Below are 16,213 nucleotides of genomic sequence, written 5' to 3' on the forward strand. Positions count from 1 at the left end.
GTTATATGATATATAGCAGCTGAGTGAAGACCTATATAAGTTGCTATAAAAGTAGCTTCATTGAAAAGCTTCATTATATGCAGCTATATATAATGCTCACGCTCAGATTACATATCTCTCTAGGAGCTGAACTTATGCCTATTCATCCGATTGACCCGATCCTCCTCTCCATGCCGGAGAGCTTTGAAAGCCGCCGCCTGCTGATCCGTGCCGCTCTATGGGGAGACGGCGCCGCTGTAAATGAAGCCGTTCAGGAGAGCACAGCCGAATTAAGCCCTTGGATGCCCTGGGCACAGCATATCCCGTCTGTGGAGGAATCCGAAGCCTCCATCCGGAAGTCACGGCTGCAATTTCTGGAACGCAAGGATATCCGGCTGCTGCTCGTGAATAAGAAGACCGGTCAGCTGGTCGGCAGCAGCGGCCTGCACCGGATCGACTGGCAGGTGCGGAAGTTTGAAATCGGTTATTGGGTCCGCACCTCCTGCGCCGGACAAGGCTATATCACGGAAGCGGTGAGGGCCATTGCCGATTTCGCCGTACAGGAGCTGCAGGCGGCCCGGCTGGAGATCCGCTGTGATTCCCGCAATACACAGAGTGCGCGGGTGGCTGAACGTGCAGGCTTCACTCTGGAAGGCATTCTGCGGAATGACAAATTAGATGTACAAGGGGCCTTAAGAGACACTATGATTTATTCGAAGGTTCGCGGGGTTGAATATTACTGAAGGAGCAGCTACCATGGATAATCTTCAATTTATCTGCAATTATAAAGATCGGGAGCCGCTAAGAAACAGCTTTTTCGCGCTGGCTGCTGATACGTTTGAACTTGAGCTGGAGCGCTGGTATGAGCAGGGCTTCTGGGGGGAACGGTACATTCCTTATTCTTACGCAGAGGGTAATCGGGTAATTGCAAATGTCTCGGTGAACCTGCTTGAGCTGATTATTAATGGTGTGAAGTCCCGCGCCGTGCAGCTTGGGACGGTGATGACGCATCCTGACTACCGGGGACAGGGCCTGTCCGCCCGGCTGATGAACAAAGTGCTGGAGGATTACGGACTACAGTGTGAATTCATGTATCTTTTTGCCAACGATACGGTGCTGGACTTCTATCCCAAGTTCGGATTCCAGCCCGTGGAGGAGCAGCTCTTCTCCATGAACTGCCCTCCCGGTTCAGCCGGATCTGCGGGAATCCGCAAGCTGGATCTGTCCATAAGTTGTGATCTGAGCCTGGTCGCCACCTTCGCAGCGCAGCGGCAGCCGGTATCCGAAAGCCTTGGCGTCAGCGGTGCCGATGGACTGCTGATGTTCTACTGCCTGAACGTCTTCAGCGGCGATCTATATTACCTGGAGGACGAGGAGGTCATCGCCATCTGCCGGCAGGAGAGCAGCCGGTTAGAGATTTACGATCTGATCAGCACGAAGCCCGTCGCCGTCCGCGAAATCGCAATGAAGCTTGCGGACAGCGCCACGGAGGCTATAGTCTTCCACTTCACGCCTAGTGACGATGACCTTGAACTGGCGGGCAGCAGCTGCCCAAGCGGTTTGTTCGTGCGGAATCAGAGCAGTCTGCAGTACCCTGCGAACGTCAAACTTCCGGCAACATCCATCGCTTAAGCCACGCCGTCATCACATAGGATTCAGAGTGTCATGAATTGCCCCTGCCGGGCCAGATAAGCTTCCTTCTCTTTGTAGTCCGGCATTACACTTCCCAGGCGGCGCCAGAAGGACCGGTCATGATTCATATGCAGCAGATGACAGAGCTCATGAATGATGACATAGTCGATCACCTCCGGCGGCGCCATGGCAAGGCGGTAGTTAAACGTCAGTTTTTTATCAAAGCTGCAGCTCCCCCATTTGGTCCGCGATTCCACAATCTCGATACTCTTCGGCTTCACCTTCAGCTGGGCCTGATAACGGGTAATGCGCTCTGCAACGATTTTTTTCAGACTGGCCATATAGAACTTCTTCAGCGCAAGCTTCAGCTCCTCCGCATTCATACCGCCGGTCGCAATCAGCTCATGCAGCGCGTGCTCTTTCCCCAGATACAGGTATGTTTCTTCCCCCTGATACTCCTTGATCTTCGGCACCTGCCGGGCCGCCGCATTGCTGCGCAGCTTCTCCAGTATCTTCGGGCCGAGCCCTTCCACCGCAGTGCGGATACTCTCTTCACTTGTTCCTGTAGGCACCTTAACGGTAATGAGATCCGATCCGTCAATCTGAACGGACATTTTCTTGCGCTTGGCATATTGAACATGGAGCGTAATCATCTGATCTTCGAGCTGAATCTGCATAGCCACCATCATTTCTGTAATTTCTAATACACCGGATACCCGGCTACAAACACTGCCAAATACAGCAGACTCCCCGCAATGAATAAGGAGGTAAGCGCGATATCCTTCCATTTCTTATCTTGGGTCAATACTACTGCCGCGAAGGCCAGCGGAAAAGCCACGGCGAAATAACGCGGAGCGGACAGCAGCCAGGTCGGACCCACAACGTAGACGAAATAGACGATTAAATACGCCATATAAGCAGGATGAAGTCTCTTCGCGCTTTTGAACATCATCAAGAGCACCAGGAAGATACTGATCAGATTCGGCAGCCACAGCCCCAGGAAGGAACGGAAGTCCGCATCCTTGAAGGTATTCACGGCATATTCCATCTGATATCTCACCGTATCGAAAAAGAAGTAGAACTGCTGCGACCAATGCTCCCGCTGATAAATACTGAACTGGAACGCGTTGCCCGTAACATTGTAATTGATATAGAGATAGGCCAGCAGACCAAAGGACACTGTAGCCAGAGAGACCCCTGCTTGGATCAGTCTGTTAATAAAAGCCTTCCGCTCCAGCTGTCTGTAGCCTGCTGCCAAATCCCGGGCAAATTCCACGACAACCGGTACAGCCAGCAGTATCCCCGGAGAACGGGTGAAGCCGGCCAGCGCCGCACAGAGACAGCCGAGCAGCCAGCGCTTCTGGCGCACATAATATAGAGCCATCAGGGAGAGCAGCAGGAACAGCGCCTCCGTCATGGGGATGAAGAAAAAGAACGCCGAAGGAAATATGAAAATATATTTCACGACCCGCAGCGCATTGCTGCGTCCCATGTCCAGCCTGGCAAGCTCATAAGCGAACAACGCTGCAGCAAGGGTGCAAAGGTTAGCGGCTACAAAGCCGGCGACCATATAATTGCCTGTGAAAAACTGCGCCAGCTTAATAATGACTGGAAATAAAGGCAGGAACACAATGTGGAACCGGGAGTCTCCTTCCGTGACATACCCGTGCTCAGCGATCCCCAGATAAGACATGGCGTCTATTCCGCGAATATGCCAGGTATCGATAAAACGGGAGAATAAGCTTCCGGAAACCCCGTCTTTAAGCATCCAGAAGACATAGGCTATCAGAATGAGCAGCACACGGCTGGCCACCACCCAGAGCACAATCTTCCACCATGTCCGTTGCCGCTCCTCAGGCAGACTGTTGATACGTACCGGCTCCTGCATATTCCATGAACTTATGTATCCGGTCAAAGCGGGAATGGCCCGCAGTCCCGTCCAGATAAACAGCCCCAGACAGACTAGCGAGGCAAGGGTGCCCATCAGGCTCCACGCATGCACGGACACCGCCCATATCCATACGGCCACTATCATTACAAGAATAAAGAGAGCTGAAACTGCTTTGTCGACCTTTTTCACCATAGCCTCCGGTTCCGCATCCATTGCGGCATTGATTAGGATTAGAATTACAATAATCAGTCTTTTTCTCATTTTCTTATAGAAGTGGCTTTTACACAATAATTAGTTTACGGCGGTATCAAAAGCAAAGAGGAGCGCTGCCCATAAACCCGGCAGCACTCCTCTTCATCTATTTCAAGTTTGTCCCTCCCGGCAGCCGGGGCTTCGGGCTCTTATTTCGCTGTAACGCCGCCATCTACCGGCAGTTCTACACCAGTGATATAAGCCGACTCATCGGAAGCGAGGAACAGCACGGCTTCCGCCACTTCGGAGGCACGGCCGACACGCGGCAGCGCCGTCTGGGACAGGAACCATTTCAGCCTTTGTTCGTCATTCACGAACTCAGCGCTCATTGGCGTTTCGATAAAGCCGGGATGCACAGAGTTGACCCGGATATGATCTTTACCGAAATCAACAGCCGCCGCTTTGCTCAGCATGCGGACCCCGCCTTTGGAGGCTGTATAAGCGCCTGCGCCGCTGCTTCCGGTCAGACCTGCGATCGATGAAATATTGACAATTGAGCCTCCATTATTCTCCTGCATATGCGGAACCACATATTTCATCCCAAGGAAGGTGCTGGTCAGGTTAATGCTGATGACCTTGTTCCACTGCTCCATAGTTGTATCCAGAAGTCCGGTTGCAAGCGAAATTCCCGCATTGTTAACCAGCACGTCGATTTTGCCGTAAGTCTTCATCACTTCTTCGATCACATGGACCCATTGCTCTTCAGAGACCACATTATGAACATAAGCTGTAGCCTGACCGCCGTCAGCTTCAATTTCCTTCACTACAGCCTGCAGCGCAGCTTCATTAATATCGGTAACGGCAACCTTGGCACCCTCCCGCGCAAAAAGCAGTGCTTCTTCACGTCCCATGCCGCTGCCGGCTCCGGTAATAATGGCAACCTTATCCTTCAGTCGATTCATAGCTGTATCCCCTTCGTTGTGTAAATTAAAATGTGTGGTGATAGTTACACTATCACTGTGATATTTATCATATCACTTTGTGCGGATAAACTCAAACCCTCCTTGCTTAAAGAATAAGCACTAGCTATACTACTGGTAGTTCAAATACCGATAGTGAAAGGGTATAAGCTCTTATGGATCCCAAAACAAGATACGAGAAGGAACGCCTTGACGGCAAACAACAGCGCTTATCCCTGATTCTGGAAGCAGCAGAACGCGTATTTAATCAGAAGGGGATTGAGAAAACCACGATGCAGGATATTGCAACTGACGCGAATATCGGCATTGCTACCCTGTTCAGGTATTTCCCCAAGAAAGAAAAGCTGATTGTCGCCGTTGCTACCCGGCTGCTGGAGCCGATGCTGGAGCGGTTTGAATATGTGGCCGGATTGCCTGTGCCATGCCTGGACAAGCTTGAAGCATTATTCGATTTTTTCATTGAGGATCACTATAAATTAAGCACAACCTTCATGGTTGACTTCGAAAGCTACGCCGCCCATTTCCCGGAACCGCTGGAGGATATTCATCATTTCAATGCTCTGACCCGCCGAATTTCGCAGGTCTATTCCCGGATCATTCAGAATGGCATTGAGGACGGCTCGGTCTGCTCTGATCTCGAGGTGAGGGATACTTTAACTACATTAATTAATACGTTCGGCATTTTCTCGAAGAAGCTCTCGCTGCAGAAGAACATCCCTATGCTTGAAGCGGATCTTCCAACAGAGCTCCAGCTGGATATTCTCAAGCGGGTGTTTCTCGACTATCTGAAGCCCCCCGTATAGAGCACATATGCAGGGCAATGACTATTCCAGAGATACAAAAATAGGGGGTGCCCCCGCAGCCAGTGGTGGATATGGCTGCGGGGGCACCCCCTTAATCTGCGGGACATCCTTAGGAAATCGCGGATTATCTATGAATTCGGAAGCAACGGGAAATGACAGGCCACCGGACGGCCTGGAACAACCTCTTCAAGCAGCGGCTCCACCTGGCGGCATTTGTCCTGGACAAACGGGCAGCGGGTATGGAACCGGCAGCCGGACGGCGGGTTAGCCGGGGATGGCACATCCCCCTCCAGCACAATGCGGTCCTGCTTGCGTCTTGGTGTCGGCTTCGGAATCGCCGAGAGCAGGGCGGCAGTGTAAGGATGCAGCGGAGCTGCAAACAGCTCCTCCGTCTCAGACACCTCCACCAGCTTGCCCAGATACATTACCCCGACGCGGTCCGAAATATGCCGGACCACATTCAGGCCGTGCGCAATGAACAGGAAGGTTAATCCGAGTTCCTTCTGCAGCTTCATGAGCAGGTTGATCACCTGGGATTGTACCGATACATCCAGTGCCGATACAGCCTCATCGGCAACGATAAACTGCGGATTCAGGGCAATCGCCCGGGCAATCCCGATCCGCTGGCGTTGTCCGCCGGAGAATTCATGCGGGTAACGGTTCCGGCGGCTGGCATCCAGCCCCACCAGCTCCATCAGCTCCACTACCCGGGCATCGATCTCTTTAGCCGACATGCTCCGGTGAATGCGCAGCGGCTCTCCGATAATATCCTTGACGAGGAACCGCGGATTCAGCGAGCCGAACGGATCCTGGAAGATAATCTGCATTTCTTCCCGCAGCTTCCGCATGTCACCGGAGCTCAGGGAATGGATATCCTTCCCCTTGAATAACACTTCTCCCCCAGTTGCACTCTGCAGCCGGAGCAGCACCCGGCCGAACGTGGATTTGCCGCAGCCGGATTCACCGACCAGCCCGAAGGTCTCGCCTTTGCGGATGGATAAATTAACACCATCCACAGCCTTGACCTGTCCGACGGTGCGGTTAAGCAGACCCTTGGTGATCGGGAAATATTTCTTCACATCCTTAACTTCCAGCAATATTTCCGAAGAAGGCATATGTTCTCTTACCGGTTGGGTTGCCGTTTCATTCATCATGCGCGTTTCACCTCATTGCTGTAATCTGCCTGCACCGGCTTATCCTTGAACAGCCAGCAGGCCGTCCGGTGATCGTCCGAGATCATGAAATCCGGCGGCTCCTGGTTCCTGCAGATATCCATGGCATGGGGACAGCGCGGATTAAAGCGGCAGCCGGAAGGCAGCTGGCCAATCGGAGGAATCGTCCCGAGAATGGTATACAGCTCGCCTCCCCGTCCGCCTTCAAACCCCGGAATCGACCGGAGCAGCCCGACCGTATATGGATGGCTCGGGTGGTCGAAAATCTCTTCGACCGTCCCCTCCTCCACGATGGCTCCGGCATACATAACAGCAATGCGGTCAGCCATCTCTGCCGCTACTCCCATATCATGGGTGATCAGCAGAATGGACATCCCGAGTTCGGATTGAAGCTTGCGCAGCAGATCCAGAATCTGAGCCTGCACCGTAACATCCAGTGCGGTTGTCGGCTCATCGGCGATGAGCAGTTCAGGATTACAAGCCAGCGCAATAGCAATGACGACGCGCTGGCACATCCCGCCGGACAGCTCATGCGGATACTGCTTGGCACGGATCTCCGGAGCCGGGATACCGACTAATTTGATCAGATCAACCGCCATCCTCAGGGCTTCGGCATCACTCTTGTTCTGATGAAGCCGCAGGCTCTCCGCAATCTGTTCGCCTACCGTAAATACCGGATTCAGCGACGACATCGGGTCCTGAAAGATCATGGCAATCTGATTCCCGCGGATTTCCCGCATCTCTTCCTGGCTCTTCGCCGCCAAATCCTGGCCGTGAAAATCAATACTGCCGTCAAGAATCATCCCTCCGGCATAATCAATCAACCGCATAATTGCGAGTGAGGTTACACTTTTACCGCTGCCGGATTCACCGACAATACAGACAGTCTGGCCTTTGTTCACAGAAATGGAGATGCCGTCGGTTGCTTTGAGAAGGCCCTTCTCAGTTGCAAAGCCGGCGGTCAGCTTCCGGATTTCGAGTAGTTTTTCCGCCATTGTTCCAGCCTCCTCCGGGATTTGGTCACTTGCTGTCTGGGATCTAGAGCATCCCGGATGCCGTCGCCGATAAAGTTAACTGCCAGCACTACGAGCAGGATGCAGAAGCCCGGGTACACTGCCTGCATCGGGTCAACCAGCATGAATTCCTGAGCGTTGCTGAGCATTAGCCCCCAGCTTGTAGCCGGTGCCTGAATGCCGAGGCCCAGATACGACAACGCAGATTCACTCAGAATCGCACCGCCGACCATCAGGGTCGCATTTACGATAATCGGGAAGCTTGCATTACGGAGCAGATGCCGGAAAATGATGCCCCAGCTGGATACTCCAATCGCCCTGGCCGCCTCCACATATTGCATTTCACGCAGCTGCAGGAAGGTCCCCCGGACGAGCCGGGCAATACTCATCCAGCTGGTAAATGCCAGAATAAGAATCATGTATTTAATCTGTGTGCCGAACAGCGCCATAATCAGGATGTTCAGGAACAGGGTCGGCACAGAGTTCATCACGTCTACAATACGCATGAATACCGTATCTACAAACCCGCCGAAATACCCTGAAATCGCACCGATAACCGATCCGACAACTACGGAAACAAACGCAACGGAGAATCCGATAGCGAGTGAAACACGCGCACTGTACAGCAGTCTGCTGAGAATATCGCGGCCCAGTTCGTCTGTGCCCATAGGATGCCCTTCAGCCCCCGGCTTCAGATTGGCGAACATCAGATCAATCGTTTCCGGTTTATATTTGGTCAGCCACGGAGCGAAGAGTGCAATGAGCACAAATATAATCAGGACTACCAAACCGCCCATTGCGAACGGATTGCGTGAGAATTTCTTCCATAAAACACTCCAGGGACCCGGCGGCCGCTTGGAATCCACTACCGCAATCTCAGGGTCTGTCCCTCCGGGCATCGGATTCATGTCCGGGGTTCCAAACGGCTTAGATACAGCCCCTTTGGTAAACTCAGTATTCTCTGTATTCATGCCGTCTTGCCCCCTTGCTTACCGAGCTTCACCCGGGGATCAACTACGGCATACAGTATATCTGCCAGGAGATTGCCGATAACGACTATAACAGCCGTCACAATAGTAACAGCCATCAGTGCCGAATATTCGCGCGCACCTGCCATCTCAACAAACCAACGGCCCATTCCCGGCCAGTTGAATACATTCTCAGTTAAAGCGGCCCCTCCCACCAGTATGGGAAGATCAAGGCCGAGTATCGTAATAATCGGAATCAGTGCATTGCGCAGCGCATGGCGGAAGACGACCTTACGCTCTTTGACGCCCTTGGCACGCGCCGTACGGATATAATCCTGATCGAGCACTTCCAGCATACTTGCGCGCGCATATTTCATATAAGAGGCCAGGAAACCAAGTGCCAACACTGTTATCGGCAGCACCAGATGCATGAACAAATCGCCTATATTGCCTTCCTTGCCTCTGGTATACATGTCCGACAACGGAAACCAGTCCAGCTTCAGTGACAACCATTGCTGGAGGAGTATTCCGAACCAGAAGGTTGGCATTGCGAAGCCTAAGTAAGAAATGAATGAAGCCGTCTGGTCAGATAGACCATACACTTTGGTACTGTTATAGATTCCCCAAGGAATTGCGATCAGCAGTGATACCAGCCAAGCCGCACCCATCAGAATCACGGTGTTGCCAATACGCGGCCAGAGAAGATCGGATACCGCAATATGGTTCTTGAAGGTGTAACCCAAGTCTCCTTGCAGCAGGTCGCCGATCCAGCGCACATACTGTACCGGAACAGGCTGATCCAGCCCAAGGTTCTTGGCTTGCTGTTCAAATATTTCCGGGGATAAGCCCGGAGAAAGCATGACTTGCGTCGGTCCGCCCGGAGCAGCATGGATGAGAAGAAAGGTCAGTATGGTAATCAGAAAGATGACCAATACCGATTGAAGCACGCGTCGTATCAGATATTCTGTCATGGGCTATCCTCCTAGAGATGGTAAGGCGATAGATTACGGAAGGCTCCCCCATTCATACAAAAGGGGGAGGTGAAAGAGAATTCTCTTTCACCTCCCGTAATTCTATTCAGTTTGTTCGGTTCGTTAGTCGGTTACCCACCATTTGATAGCGTGGAAGAACTGTCCGTAGCCCAGTGACGGCTCAGGAGCATCTTCCTCTGCCCAGTGTACTCTAGGTCCTGTTCCGATAGCCTGACCATATTGATACAGGAATACATAAGGAAGGTCGGTAGAAATTTCTTTACCTACTTCTTTGTAGATCTCTTTACGTTTATCCTGGTCAACAGTGGAATAACCGTCCACCCACAGCTGATCCAGCTTCTCATTCTTATACCAGCCGCTGTTCTGGCCGGCAGGCGGGAAGTATTTGGAGGAGAAAATGCTCTCTGCATCCGGATCCGGTGTATTCAGAGACCATGCCAGCAGCAGGGCCTGGAATTTACCCGGTGTTACGTTCTGGTCAATCCAAGCTGCAAAGTCGATCGCCTTAGGTGTTACTTCGATACCAACATCCTTCAGGTTCTGCTGGATAACAGCGGCTACTTGCTCGCGGCGGCTGTTGCCGGCATTGTATTGCAGCTCGAAGGAGAAGCGGTGTCCGTCTTTAGTGAGAATACCGTCTTTGGCATCGGCAACCCATCCGTCTTCTGCCAGGAGCTTCTTGGCAGTTTCGGCGTTGTAGTCATAGTTCACAGCGGCATCACCCGGGTCAGCCCAAGTGTCCGGAAGGAATGGGGCATTCATCAGGGCGCCTACGCCTTTTAGAATATTGTCTACCATACCTTGACGGTTCAGTGCATGTGCAATTGCCTGTCTGGTCTTCTGTCCGGCGAAAAGGCCATAGTTATCAGGGAAGTTCTTGCCGTCGAAGTTAAACATTACATATTCATACTGTGCGCCCGGCTTCTGAATAATGTCGATATCGCCGTCAGCTTTAACGGCTTCAACCTGCGTTACCGGAATCGCACTGATATGGTCCGTGTCGCCCTTCATGATAGCCTGAACCTCAGTGTTCTGATCGGCGTAGATTTTGTAAACCACTTGAGCGATATGTGGCTTAACAGTACCCCAATAGTTCGGATCGGCATCAAGGGTGTGGCTTTCGCCTTGTTTCCAGGCTGTCCATTTCCAAGGTCCGCTGGTTACGGTCTTGGCCGGGTCTGTACCGAAGGCATTGGTTTGGATTTCAGTCGGCTTTACATCCTTCAGAATGTGCGCTGGCACGATAGCCTGGCACAGGGCGTACAGGAACGGCGCATAGATTTGGGACAATGTGAATTTCACAGTCTGGTCATCGACCTTCTCAACGGTCTTCACCTTGTCAAATGCACTGGTCAGCGGTGAACCTGTCTCCGGATTTTTGCCGGTTTCGATTGTATACACCACATCATCGGCAGTGATCGGCTGGCCGTCACTCCATTTGATTGTATCTTTCAATTTCACGGTATAAGTCAGACCATCTTCAGAGATAACCGGAAGCTCTGCAGCCAGTGACCAAGGCTCCGGAGTTACGTTCCCTCCACGGTCCAGATCATACAAGGAGGCGAATACGAATTGGGCAATATCGCCTGAAGAGGTGTCATTGATTAAGAGAGGATTAATATTAACAATATCGGAGAATGTGCTGAGTACAATTGTTCCGCCGTCAACCGGTGCATCTGCGGCCGGTTCAGCTGTAGCATCAGGTGCTGCGCTCTCAGCGGCTGTTGTTGCTGCAGGAGCATTAGTTGGAGAACTTGCAGTGTTATTGGTGCTGCAACCCGTAAATAGAACCCCTACCAACGATACAACAAGTAAACTAGACCACCATTTTCTCTTTTTCGCCATTCCTTTTACTCCTCCTTAGTTAAGTGCGTGTAGTGAGCGTTACCCGGAACCACAGGTCCGGTTCGCCACCTTCTCTTCAAAGCTTCCGGGAGACTGGGTATTCTGGATGATTCTACCCCCGCCGCTATAATTCAGCTGACATCTGCAATCCATGTAATATAACATCACATAAGATACCTATGACATTCAGAGATCAAATAGACCGCAGGTCAATTAGAGGCAGGGGCAACTTTCCCGGCTGGGAGTCTTAACAATTCCCTATAAATTATGGTTTATATTACATGTGAATATATCTTACGTCAATATATTTCTTTATCACTTTCATATCTTATTTATGTACACAAAAAATAATTCCTTCCAATATAGTAAAAGAAACTCACCTTAAACCTCTTTTCAAACTATTCAACTATGTTTAATACGGTTAGTTTTCATGACTTAATGTTATCATTTTCGTGTTAATTCGACATCTTTCAGCATGATTATCTTTTTTGCGAGCTTGGTCGCATAGTGATTTCTATATTTCAATACACAAAAAGGAAGAAAACCAGGCCAGGAGAACTCTTCCGGCAGCCTGTTTTTCTTCCTCATTTTCTTGCTCTTTTTATGTTTTTGACAAAATAGTGACTACGTTACTCCACCGATTTCAACGCTTCAATCATATGAATCCGCTTCAGCTTAAGGTGCATGAACGCCATTACAATCCCCGAGAACAGCACGGTCAGCAAGGCTGCGTACAGATAACTCTGCCACTTGATCAGCGGAGCGAACATCGTGGCATCCAGCTCAGCCGTTGACAGGACAAAGCCATGCAGCAGAATCCCCAGTGCACCGCCGAAGATGATCCCGAGCAGTGTTAAGAGAATATTCTCCCGGTATATATACATGGTGACTTCCTTATCATAGAAGCCCAGCACCTTAATCGTAGACAGCTCACGGACCCGTTCAGACACATTGATATTGGTCAGATTATAGAGCACCACGAAGGCCAGCGCAGCAGCGGACACGATCAGTACTACTATAACAACGTCCATGCTCTTCATGGTCCCGTCAAAAGCTTCGCCCACCCCGCTGGAAAAGCTGACCAGCGCCACTTGCCCGTTGGCGGTTAATTTTTCCCCGAAGTGGTCTTCCCACTGCTTATCCTGCGCGCTATAGTTCAGCAGCTGAGTGTTATAGACCGCCCCGCCGCCAAATACCTTGGCATAGTAAGCCGGCGTCATATACACATAATGCAGCACATAGTTCTCGGTAACCGCCGACACCTTGACCTGATATTCCTCATTGTTGCTATCCAGAACAGTCAGGCTGTCTCCCGGAACCAGATCGTACAGCTTGGCGAGCTTCTCGGTAATGATTGCGCCCTCGTCAGTAAGCATCTTCGGTTCATCTGTTATTCGGTCCTTCAGTACAACGAACGGAGCCAGCTGATCTGCAGCCGCAGGAACAAAAATCCGTACCTCCTGATCGTTAACCCCTTTGGCCCGGGCAGTCATTGCTTCCTGAAGCACATCCAGCGTTCCCGTAACTGCGGACTCCTGTTTAATCAGTTCTGCGTAGGACGCCTTATCTCCGGCTGTTGCATTGTCATGCAGCGCAACCAGGGCGTTATATTTCATAATCCCGCCGAACTGCCGGTCGGCAATGCTGCCAATGGAATCCTTCAGCCCAAAGCCGGTCAGAATAAGCGCGGTACAGCCCGCCACCCCGATTACCGTCATGAACATCCGCTGCTTGTAGCGGAACAGATTGCGGGCCGTCACCTTCTGCACGAAACTAAGCCGTTTCCACAAAAAGCTGAACCGTTCCAGCATAATGCGCTGTCCGCTCTTGGGGGCCTTGGGCCGCATCAGTACCGACGCATTACTGCGCAGCTCCACCCGGGAAGCGATCATCGCCGTCATTGCTGTACATACCAGCGCTACTATTATGGAAATAATGGCGTAGGCGGGATAGAAGCTTTTGATCACGCCCGGCAGGTTATAGAGCTGGCTGTAGGCATTGTAGATAATGCCCGGAAATAAGGTAAAGCCGATCGCAAGGCCCGCAATGGATGCCGCCAGACTAGCGAGTGTGCCATACACCAGGAATTTGGTCATAATATCCATGGAACCATACCCCAGGGCCTTCAAAGTACCGATCTGCAGACGCTGCTCCTCAACCATACGGGTCATCGTCGTTAAGCTGACGAGTGCCGCAATCAGGAAAAAGAACACCGGAAACGCCGTGGCAATCGCCGACAGCCGGTCCGCATTATCCTTGTATTCGGCGTAACCCGGGTTAATCGTCCGGTCTGTCACATACACCTTCGGCAGCTCCAGCGGGTTCTGCGCTGCTGAGGCCTCCGCCTGCTGTTGCTGCGTTTGCTGTTGCTGCGCCTCGTCCATAGGCTGCCGGCCCGCAGCCAGCAGCTTTGCGGCTTCCGCTTTCAGCTCTTCCAGACGCTGCTGCGGGTAATCCTTCAGCGCTTCCTCGGTCTCCGGCAGATGCCGCTCGATGAGAGCATCATAAGCCGGAGTATAAGCTGTTTCTGCAGCCGTATCCGTGAAGCTGAGATAGGCCTCTGTGTACACCGGGAGGCTGAAGTCATCCTCCGGGATGACAGCAAACGCATCGGCTGTCCCTTTGCCGATCCGGCTCGTTCCTCGGGTCGACGTTTCAATATATTGCGGACTCTGCGCGAAGCCGACCACGGTATAGCTCAATGTCTGGAAGTTCCCCGCCAGATCATCCCCTGCCTCGCCGCTGAAGGTAATTGAATCTCCCAGCGAGAACTTCTCCTCCTGCAGCAGATAAGCGTCAAGTACGATCTCCCCGGATACCTCAGGCAGATGCCCGGAGGTAATCTTGTACCCGTTCAGTTCATTATCGTCAGCATAGGAATACACCTTAGCAATCAGTCCGCTCTCACCAAGAAACACATCCGAGCTGTACACAGGCTGAACAGTCTTCACTCCGGGAATGTCCCGAAGATTATCAATACTCTTCTCTGTCAGCCCATAAGTGGACTGAACGCGTAAATCCATCAGCCTATGATCCTTATAATAAGTCGCTGCGGTATCCAGCATATCCGGCCCCGCTGATTTGATCCCGGCAAAAAAACTTACCCCCAGCATAATAATCGCAAAAATCGAGAGAAACCTTGCTTTCGTATGACGGATTTCCCGAAAAACATCCTTCCATAATGCCCGTTTCTTCATGTCCTCCGGCTCCTTACCATTCAATATCTTCCACGGATACCGGTGTTGCGTTCCTCACCATTTTCCGTACCTTCGCGTTATTGATTTCAATAACCCGGTCCGCCATCGGTGCAATAGCCAAGTTATGCGTAATGACAATAACCGTGGTTCCGGTATTGCGGCAGGTATCCTGCAGCAGCTTCAGTACCTGTTTGCCGGTATTGTAATCGAGCGCACCTGTCGGCTCATCGCAGAGCAGCAGCTTCGGCTGTTTGGCCAGCGCTCTGGCAATGGCGACACGCTGCTGCTCCCCGCCGGACAGCTGGGCCGGAAAGTTATTCAGCCGCTCTCCAAGTCCTACATCCTCCAGCACCTTGCGGGCATCCAGCGCACGCGGAGAGATCTGGGATGCCAGCTCAACATTCTCCAGCGTCGTCAGATTGGGCACAAGATTATAGAACTGGAACACAAAACCCACGTCATTACGGCGGTAGCCGGTCAATTCTTTGGCGCTGAAACGAGCGATGTCGGTACCGTCCACAATGACCTGGCCTTCGTCGGCGGAATCCATCCCGCCCAGTATGTTAAGCACCGTCGATTTCCCCGCTCCGCTGGGACCTACAATCACAGCGAACTCGCCCTGTTCAATTTCAAAATCAATTCCGTCATTGGCTACAATCAGGGTCTCCCCCATCTTATACCGCTTATATTCGCCCTTCACAGTAACAAACGCCATGCCATCTCCTCCTGTCTTCTCCACAAACCGCCTTTGCTTGGGCATACATGCGGCAAATGCAGTCCTGCTCTCAAGTTTAGCACAAGAGCCCCCTATAAATACAAAAGCGGGATTATGCGGCAATCCCGTGCCCCGTTCCTTGCCGGAATAACGGAATCAGAACAAAATTACCCTAACGGCTAAATCAAGCTGGAGCCTATGCGGTTATGCGGGCTGTGCAGCTTATGTAGATATAAAGGCCACTCCTCATTTCCGCCTTCCGCCCACTTTCGGCGGATTCAGGGGCACTAATGCTCCTCATTTTCTCCTTTTGCCCGCCCTCGGTGAAATCAGGGGCACTTTTGCTCCTCATTTCCTCCTTTTGCCTGCATTCGATGAAATCAGGGGCACTTTTGCTCTTCATTTCCGCCTCCCGCCCACTTTCGGCGGATTTAGAAGGATTTATCCCTTTGATTTTCCCCTACCGCCCACTTTCGGCGGATTTAGAGGGATTTATCCCTTTGATTTTCCCGTACCGCCCACTTTCGGCGGATTTAGAGGGATTTATCCCTTTGATTTTCCCCTACCGCCCGCTTTCGGCGGATTTAGAGGGATTTATCCCTTTGATTTTCCCATACCGCCCGCTTTCGGCGGGATTAGAGGGATTTATCCCTTTGATTTTCCCGTACCGCCCACTTTCGGCGGATTTAGAGGGATTTATCCCTTTGATTTTCCCATGCCGCCCACTTACGGCGATTCCACTGGGAACCCTGCTATAAGAACACATTCGTCCGTCAGACGAATCTGCTCCTAATCCGACTTTATCCACTACAGACAAATATCATAATTCCCAAT

At 51.8% G+C, this 16,213-nt stretch carries 14 protein-coding genes; 4 read left to right on the forward strand and 10 right to left on the reverse strand.

Annotation, left to right across the window (positions count from 1 at the left end; genetic code table 11):
- Positions 1 to 134 precede the first annotated feature (134 nt).
- A complete protein-coding gene (locus NSU14_RS27685) occupies positions 135 to 722 on the forward strand; it encodes a GNAT family N-acetyltransferase (RefSeq protein WP_076247984.1) in 588 nt (195 codons plus the stop codon).
- A gap of 13 nt (positions 723 to 735) precedes the next feature.
- Entirely contained in the window at positions 736 to 1,611 is an 876-nt protein-coding gene (locus tag NSU14_RS27690; protein ID WP_340947937.1) for a GNAT family N-acetyltransferase, read from the forward strand.
- A 23-nt stretch (positions 1,612 to 1,634) separates the two neighbouring features.
- Here NSU14_RS27690 and NSU14_RS27695 read toward each other — a convergent pair whose 3' ends face one another.
- The 3 genes from NSU14_RS27695 to NSU14_RS27705 all read right to left on the reverse strand — a co-directional run bounded on the left by NSU14_RS27695 (position 1,635) and on the right by NSU14_RS27705 (position 4,656).
- Positions 1,635 to 2,288 (reverse strand): M48 family metallopeptidase, encoded by a 654-nt coding sequence (locus tag NSU14_RS27695; RefSeq protein ID WP_042140741.1) that lies wholly within the window; start codon positions 2,286 to 2,288, stop codon positions 1,635 to 1,637.
- Positions 2,289 to 2,311: 23 nt separating this feature from the next.
- Entirely contained in the window at positions 2,312 to 3,763 is a 1,452-nt protein-coding gene (locus NSU14_RS27700; protein ID WP_340947939.1) for a hypothetical protein, read from the reverse strand.
- A 140-nt stretch (positions 3,764 to 3,903) separates the two neighbouring features.
- Positions 3,904 to 4,656 carry an SDR family NAD(P)-dependent oxidoreductase gene (locus NSU14_RS27705; RefSeq protein WP_336103190.1) on the reverse strand — a complete coding sequence of 251 codons (753 nt, stop codon included), beginning with the start codon at positions 4,654 to 4,656 and terminating at the stop codon, positions 3,904 to 3,906.
- 173 nt (positions 4,657 to 4,829) lie between these two features.
- Between NSU14_RS27705 and NSU14_RS27710 the strand changes: the two genes are divergently transcribed.
- Positions 4,830 to 5,477 (forward strand): TetR/AcrR family transcriptional regulator, encoded by a 648-nt coding sequence (locus NSU14_RS27710; RefSeq protein WP_076247974.1) that lies wholly within the window; start codon positions 4,830 to 4,832, stop codon positions 5,475 to 5,477.
- Positions 5,478 to 5,605: 128 nt separating this feature from the next.
- Here NSU14_RS27710 and NSU14_RS27715 read toward each other — a convergent pair whose 3' ends face one another.
- From NSU14_RS27715 to NSU14_RS27745, 7 genes are all read right to left on the reverse strand, one after another.
- Positions 5,606 to 6,631 carry an ABC transporter ATP-binding protein gene (locus tag NSU14_RS27715; protein ID WP_042133644.1) on the reverse strand — a complete coding sequence of 342 codons (1,026 nt, stop codon included), beginning with the start codon at positions 6,629 to 6,631 and terminating at the stop codon, positions 5,606 to 5,608.
- Entirely contained in the window at positions 6,628 to 7,644 is a 1,017-nt protein-coding gene (locus tag NSU14_RS27720; protein ID WP_042133642.1) for an ABC transporter ATP-binding protein, read from the reverse strand. The genes NSU14_RS27715 and NSU14_RS27720 overlap by 4 nt, the downstream gene beginning before the upstream one ends.
- A complete protein-coding gene (locus tag NSU14_RS27725) occupies positions 7,611 to 8,570 on the reverse strand; it encodes an ABC transporter permease (protein ID WP_076248012.1) in 960 nt (319 codons plus the stop codon). Before NSU14_RS27725 ends, NSU14_RS27720 begins: the two co-directional genes overlap by 34 nt.
- Positions 8,571 to 8,629: 59 nt before the next feature.
- A complete protein-coding gene (locus NSU14_RS27730; protein ID WP_039306525.1) occupies positions 8,630 to 9,601 on the reverse strand; it encodes an ABC transporter permease in 972 nt (323 codons plus the stop codon).
- Between the two features lie 123 nt (positions 9,602 to 9,724).
- Positions 9,725 to 11,467, reverse strand: a complete 1,743-nt coding sequence (locus NSU14_RS27735; RefSeq protein WP_042133640.1) for a peptide-binding protein — start codon at positions 11,465 to 11,467, stop codon at positions 9,725 to 9,727.
- Between the two features lie 629 nt (positions 11,468 to 12,096).
- Positions 12,097 to 14,664 (reverse strand): ABC transporter permease, encoded by a 2,568-nt coding sequence (locus tag NSU14_RS27740; protein WP_042133638.1) that lies wholly within the window; start codon positions 14,662 to 14,664, stop codon positions 12,097 to 12,099.
- Positions 14,665 to 14,677: 13 nt separating this feature from the next.
- Entirely contained in the window at positions 14,678 to 15,379 is a 702-nt protein-coding gene (locus NSU14_RS27745) for an ABC transporter ATP-binding protein (RefSeq protein WP_042133636.1), read from the reverse strand.
- 290 nt (positions 15,380 to 15,669) lie between these two features.
- On the opposite strand from NSU14_RS27745, the gene NSU14_RS27750 reads away from it, so the two are divergent.
- Positions 15,670 to 16,137: a hypothetical protein gene (locus NSU14_RS27750; protein ID WP_340947943.1), complete on the forward strand. Its 468-nt coding sequence runs from the start codon at positions 15,670 to 15,672 to the stop codon at positions 16,135 to 16,137.
- Positions 16,138 to 16,213 lie beyond the last annotated feature (76 nt).

The sequence above is a fragment of the Paenibacillus sp. FSL R10-2771 genome (assembly GCF_038000205.1).
Lineage (GTDB): Bacteria > Bacillota > Bacilli > Paenibacillales > Paenibacillaceae > Paenibacillus_AQ > Paenibacillus_AQ phytohabitans.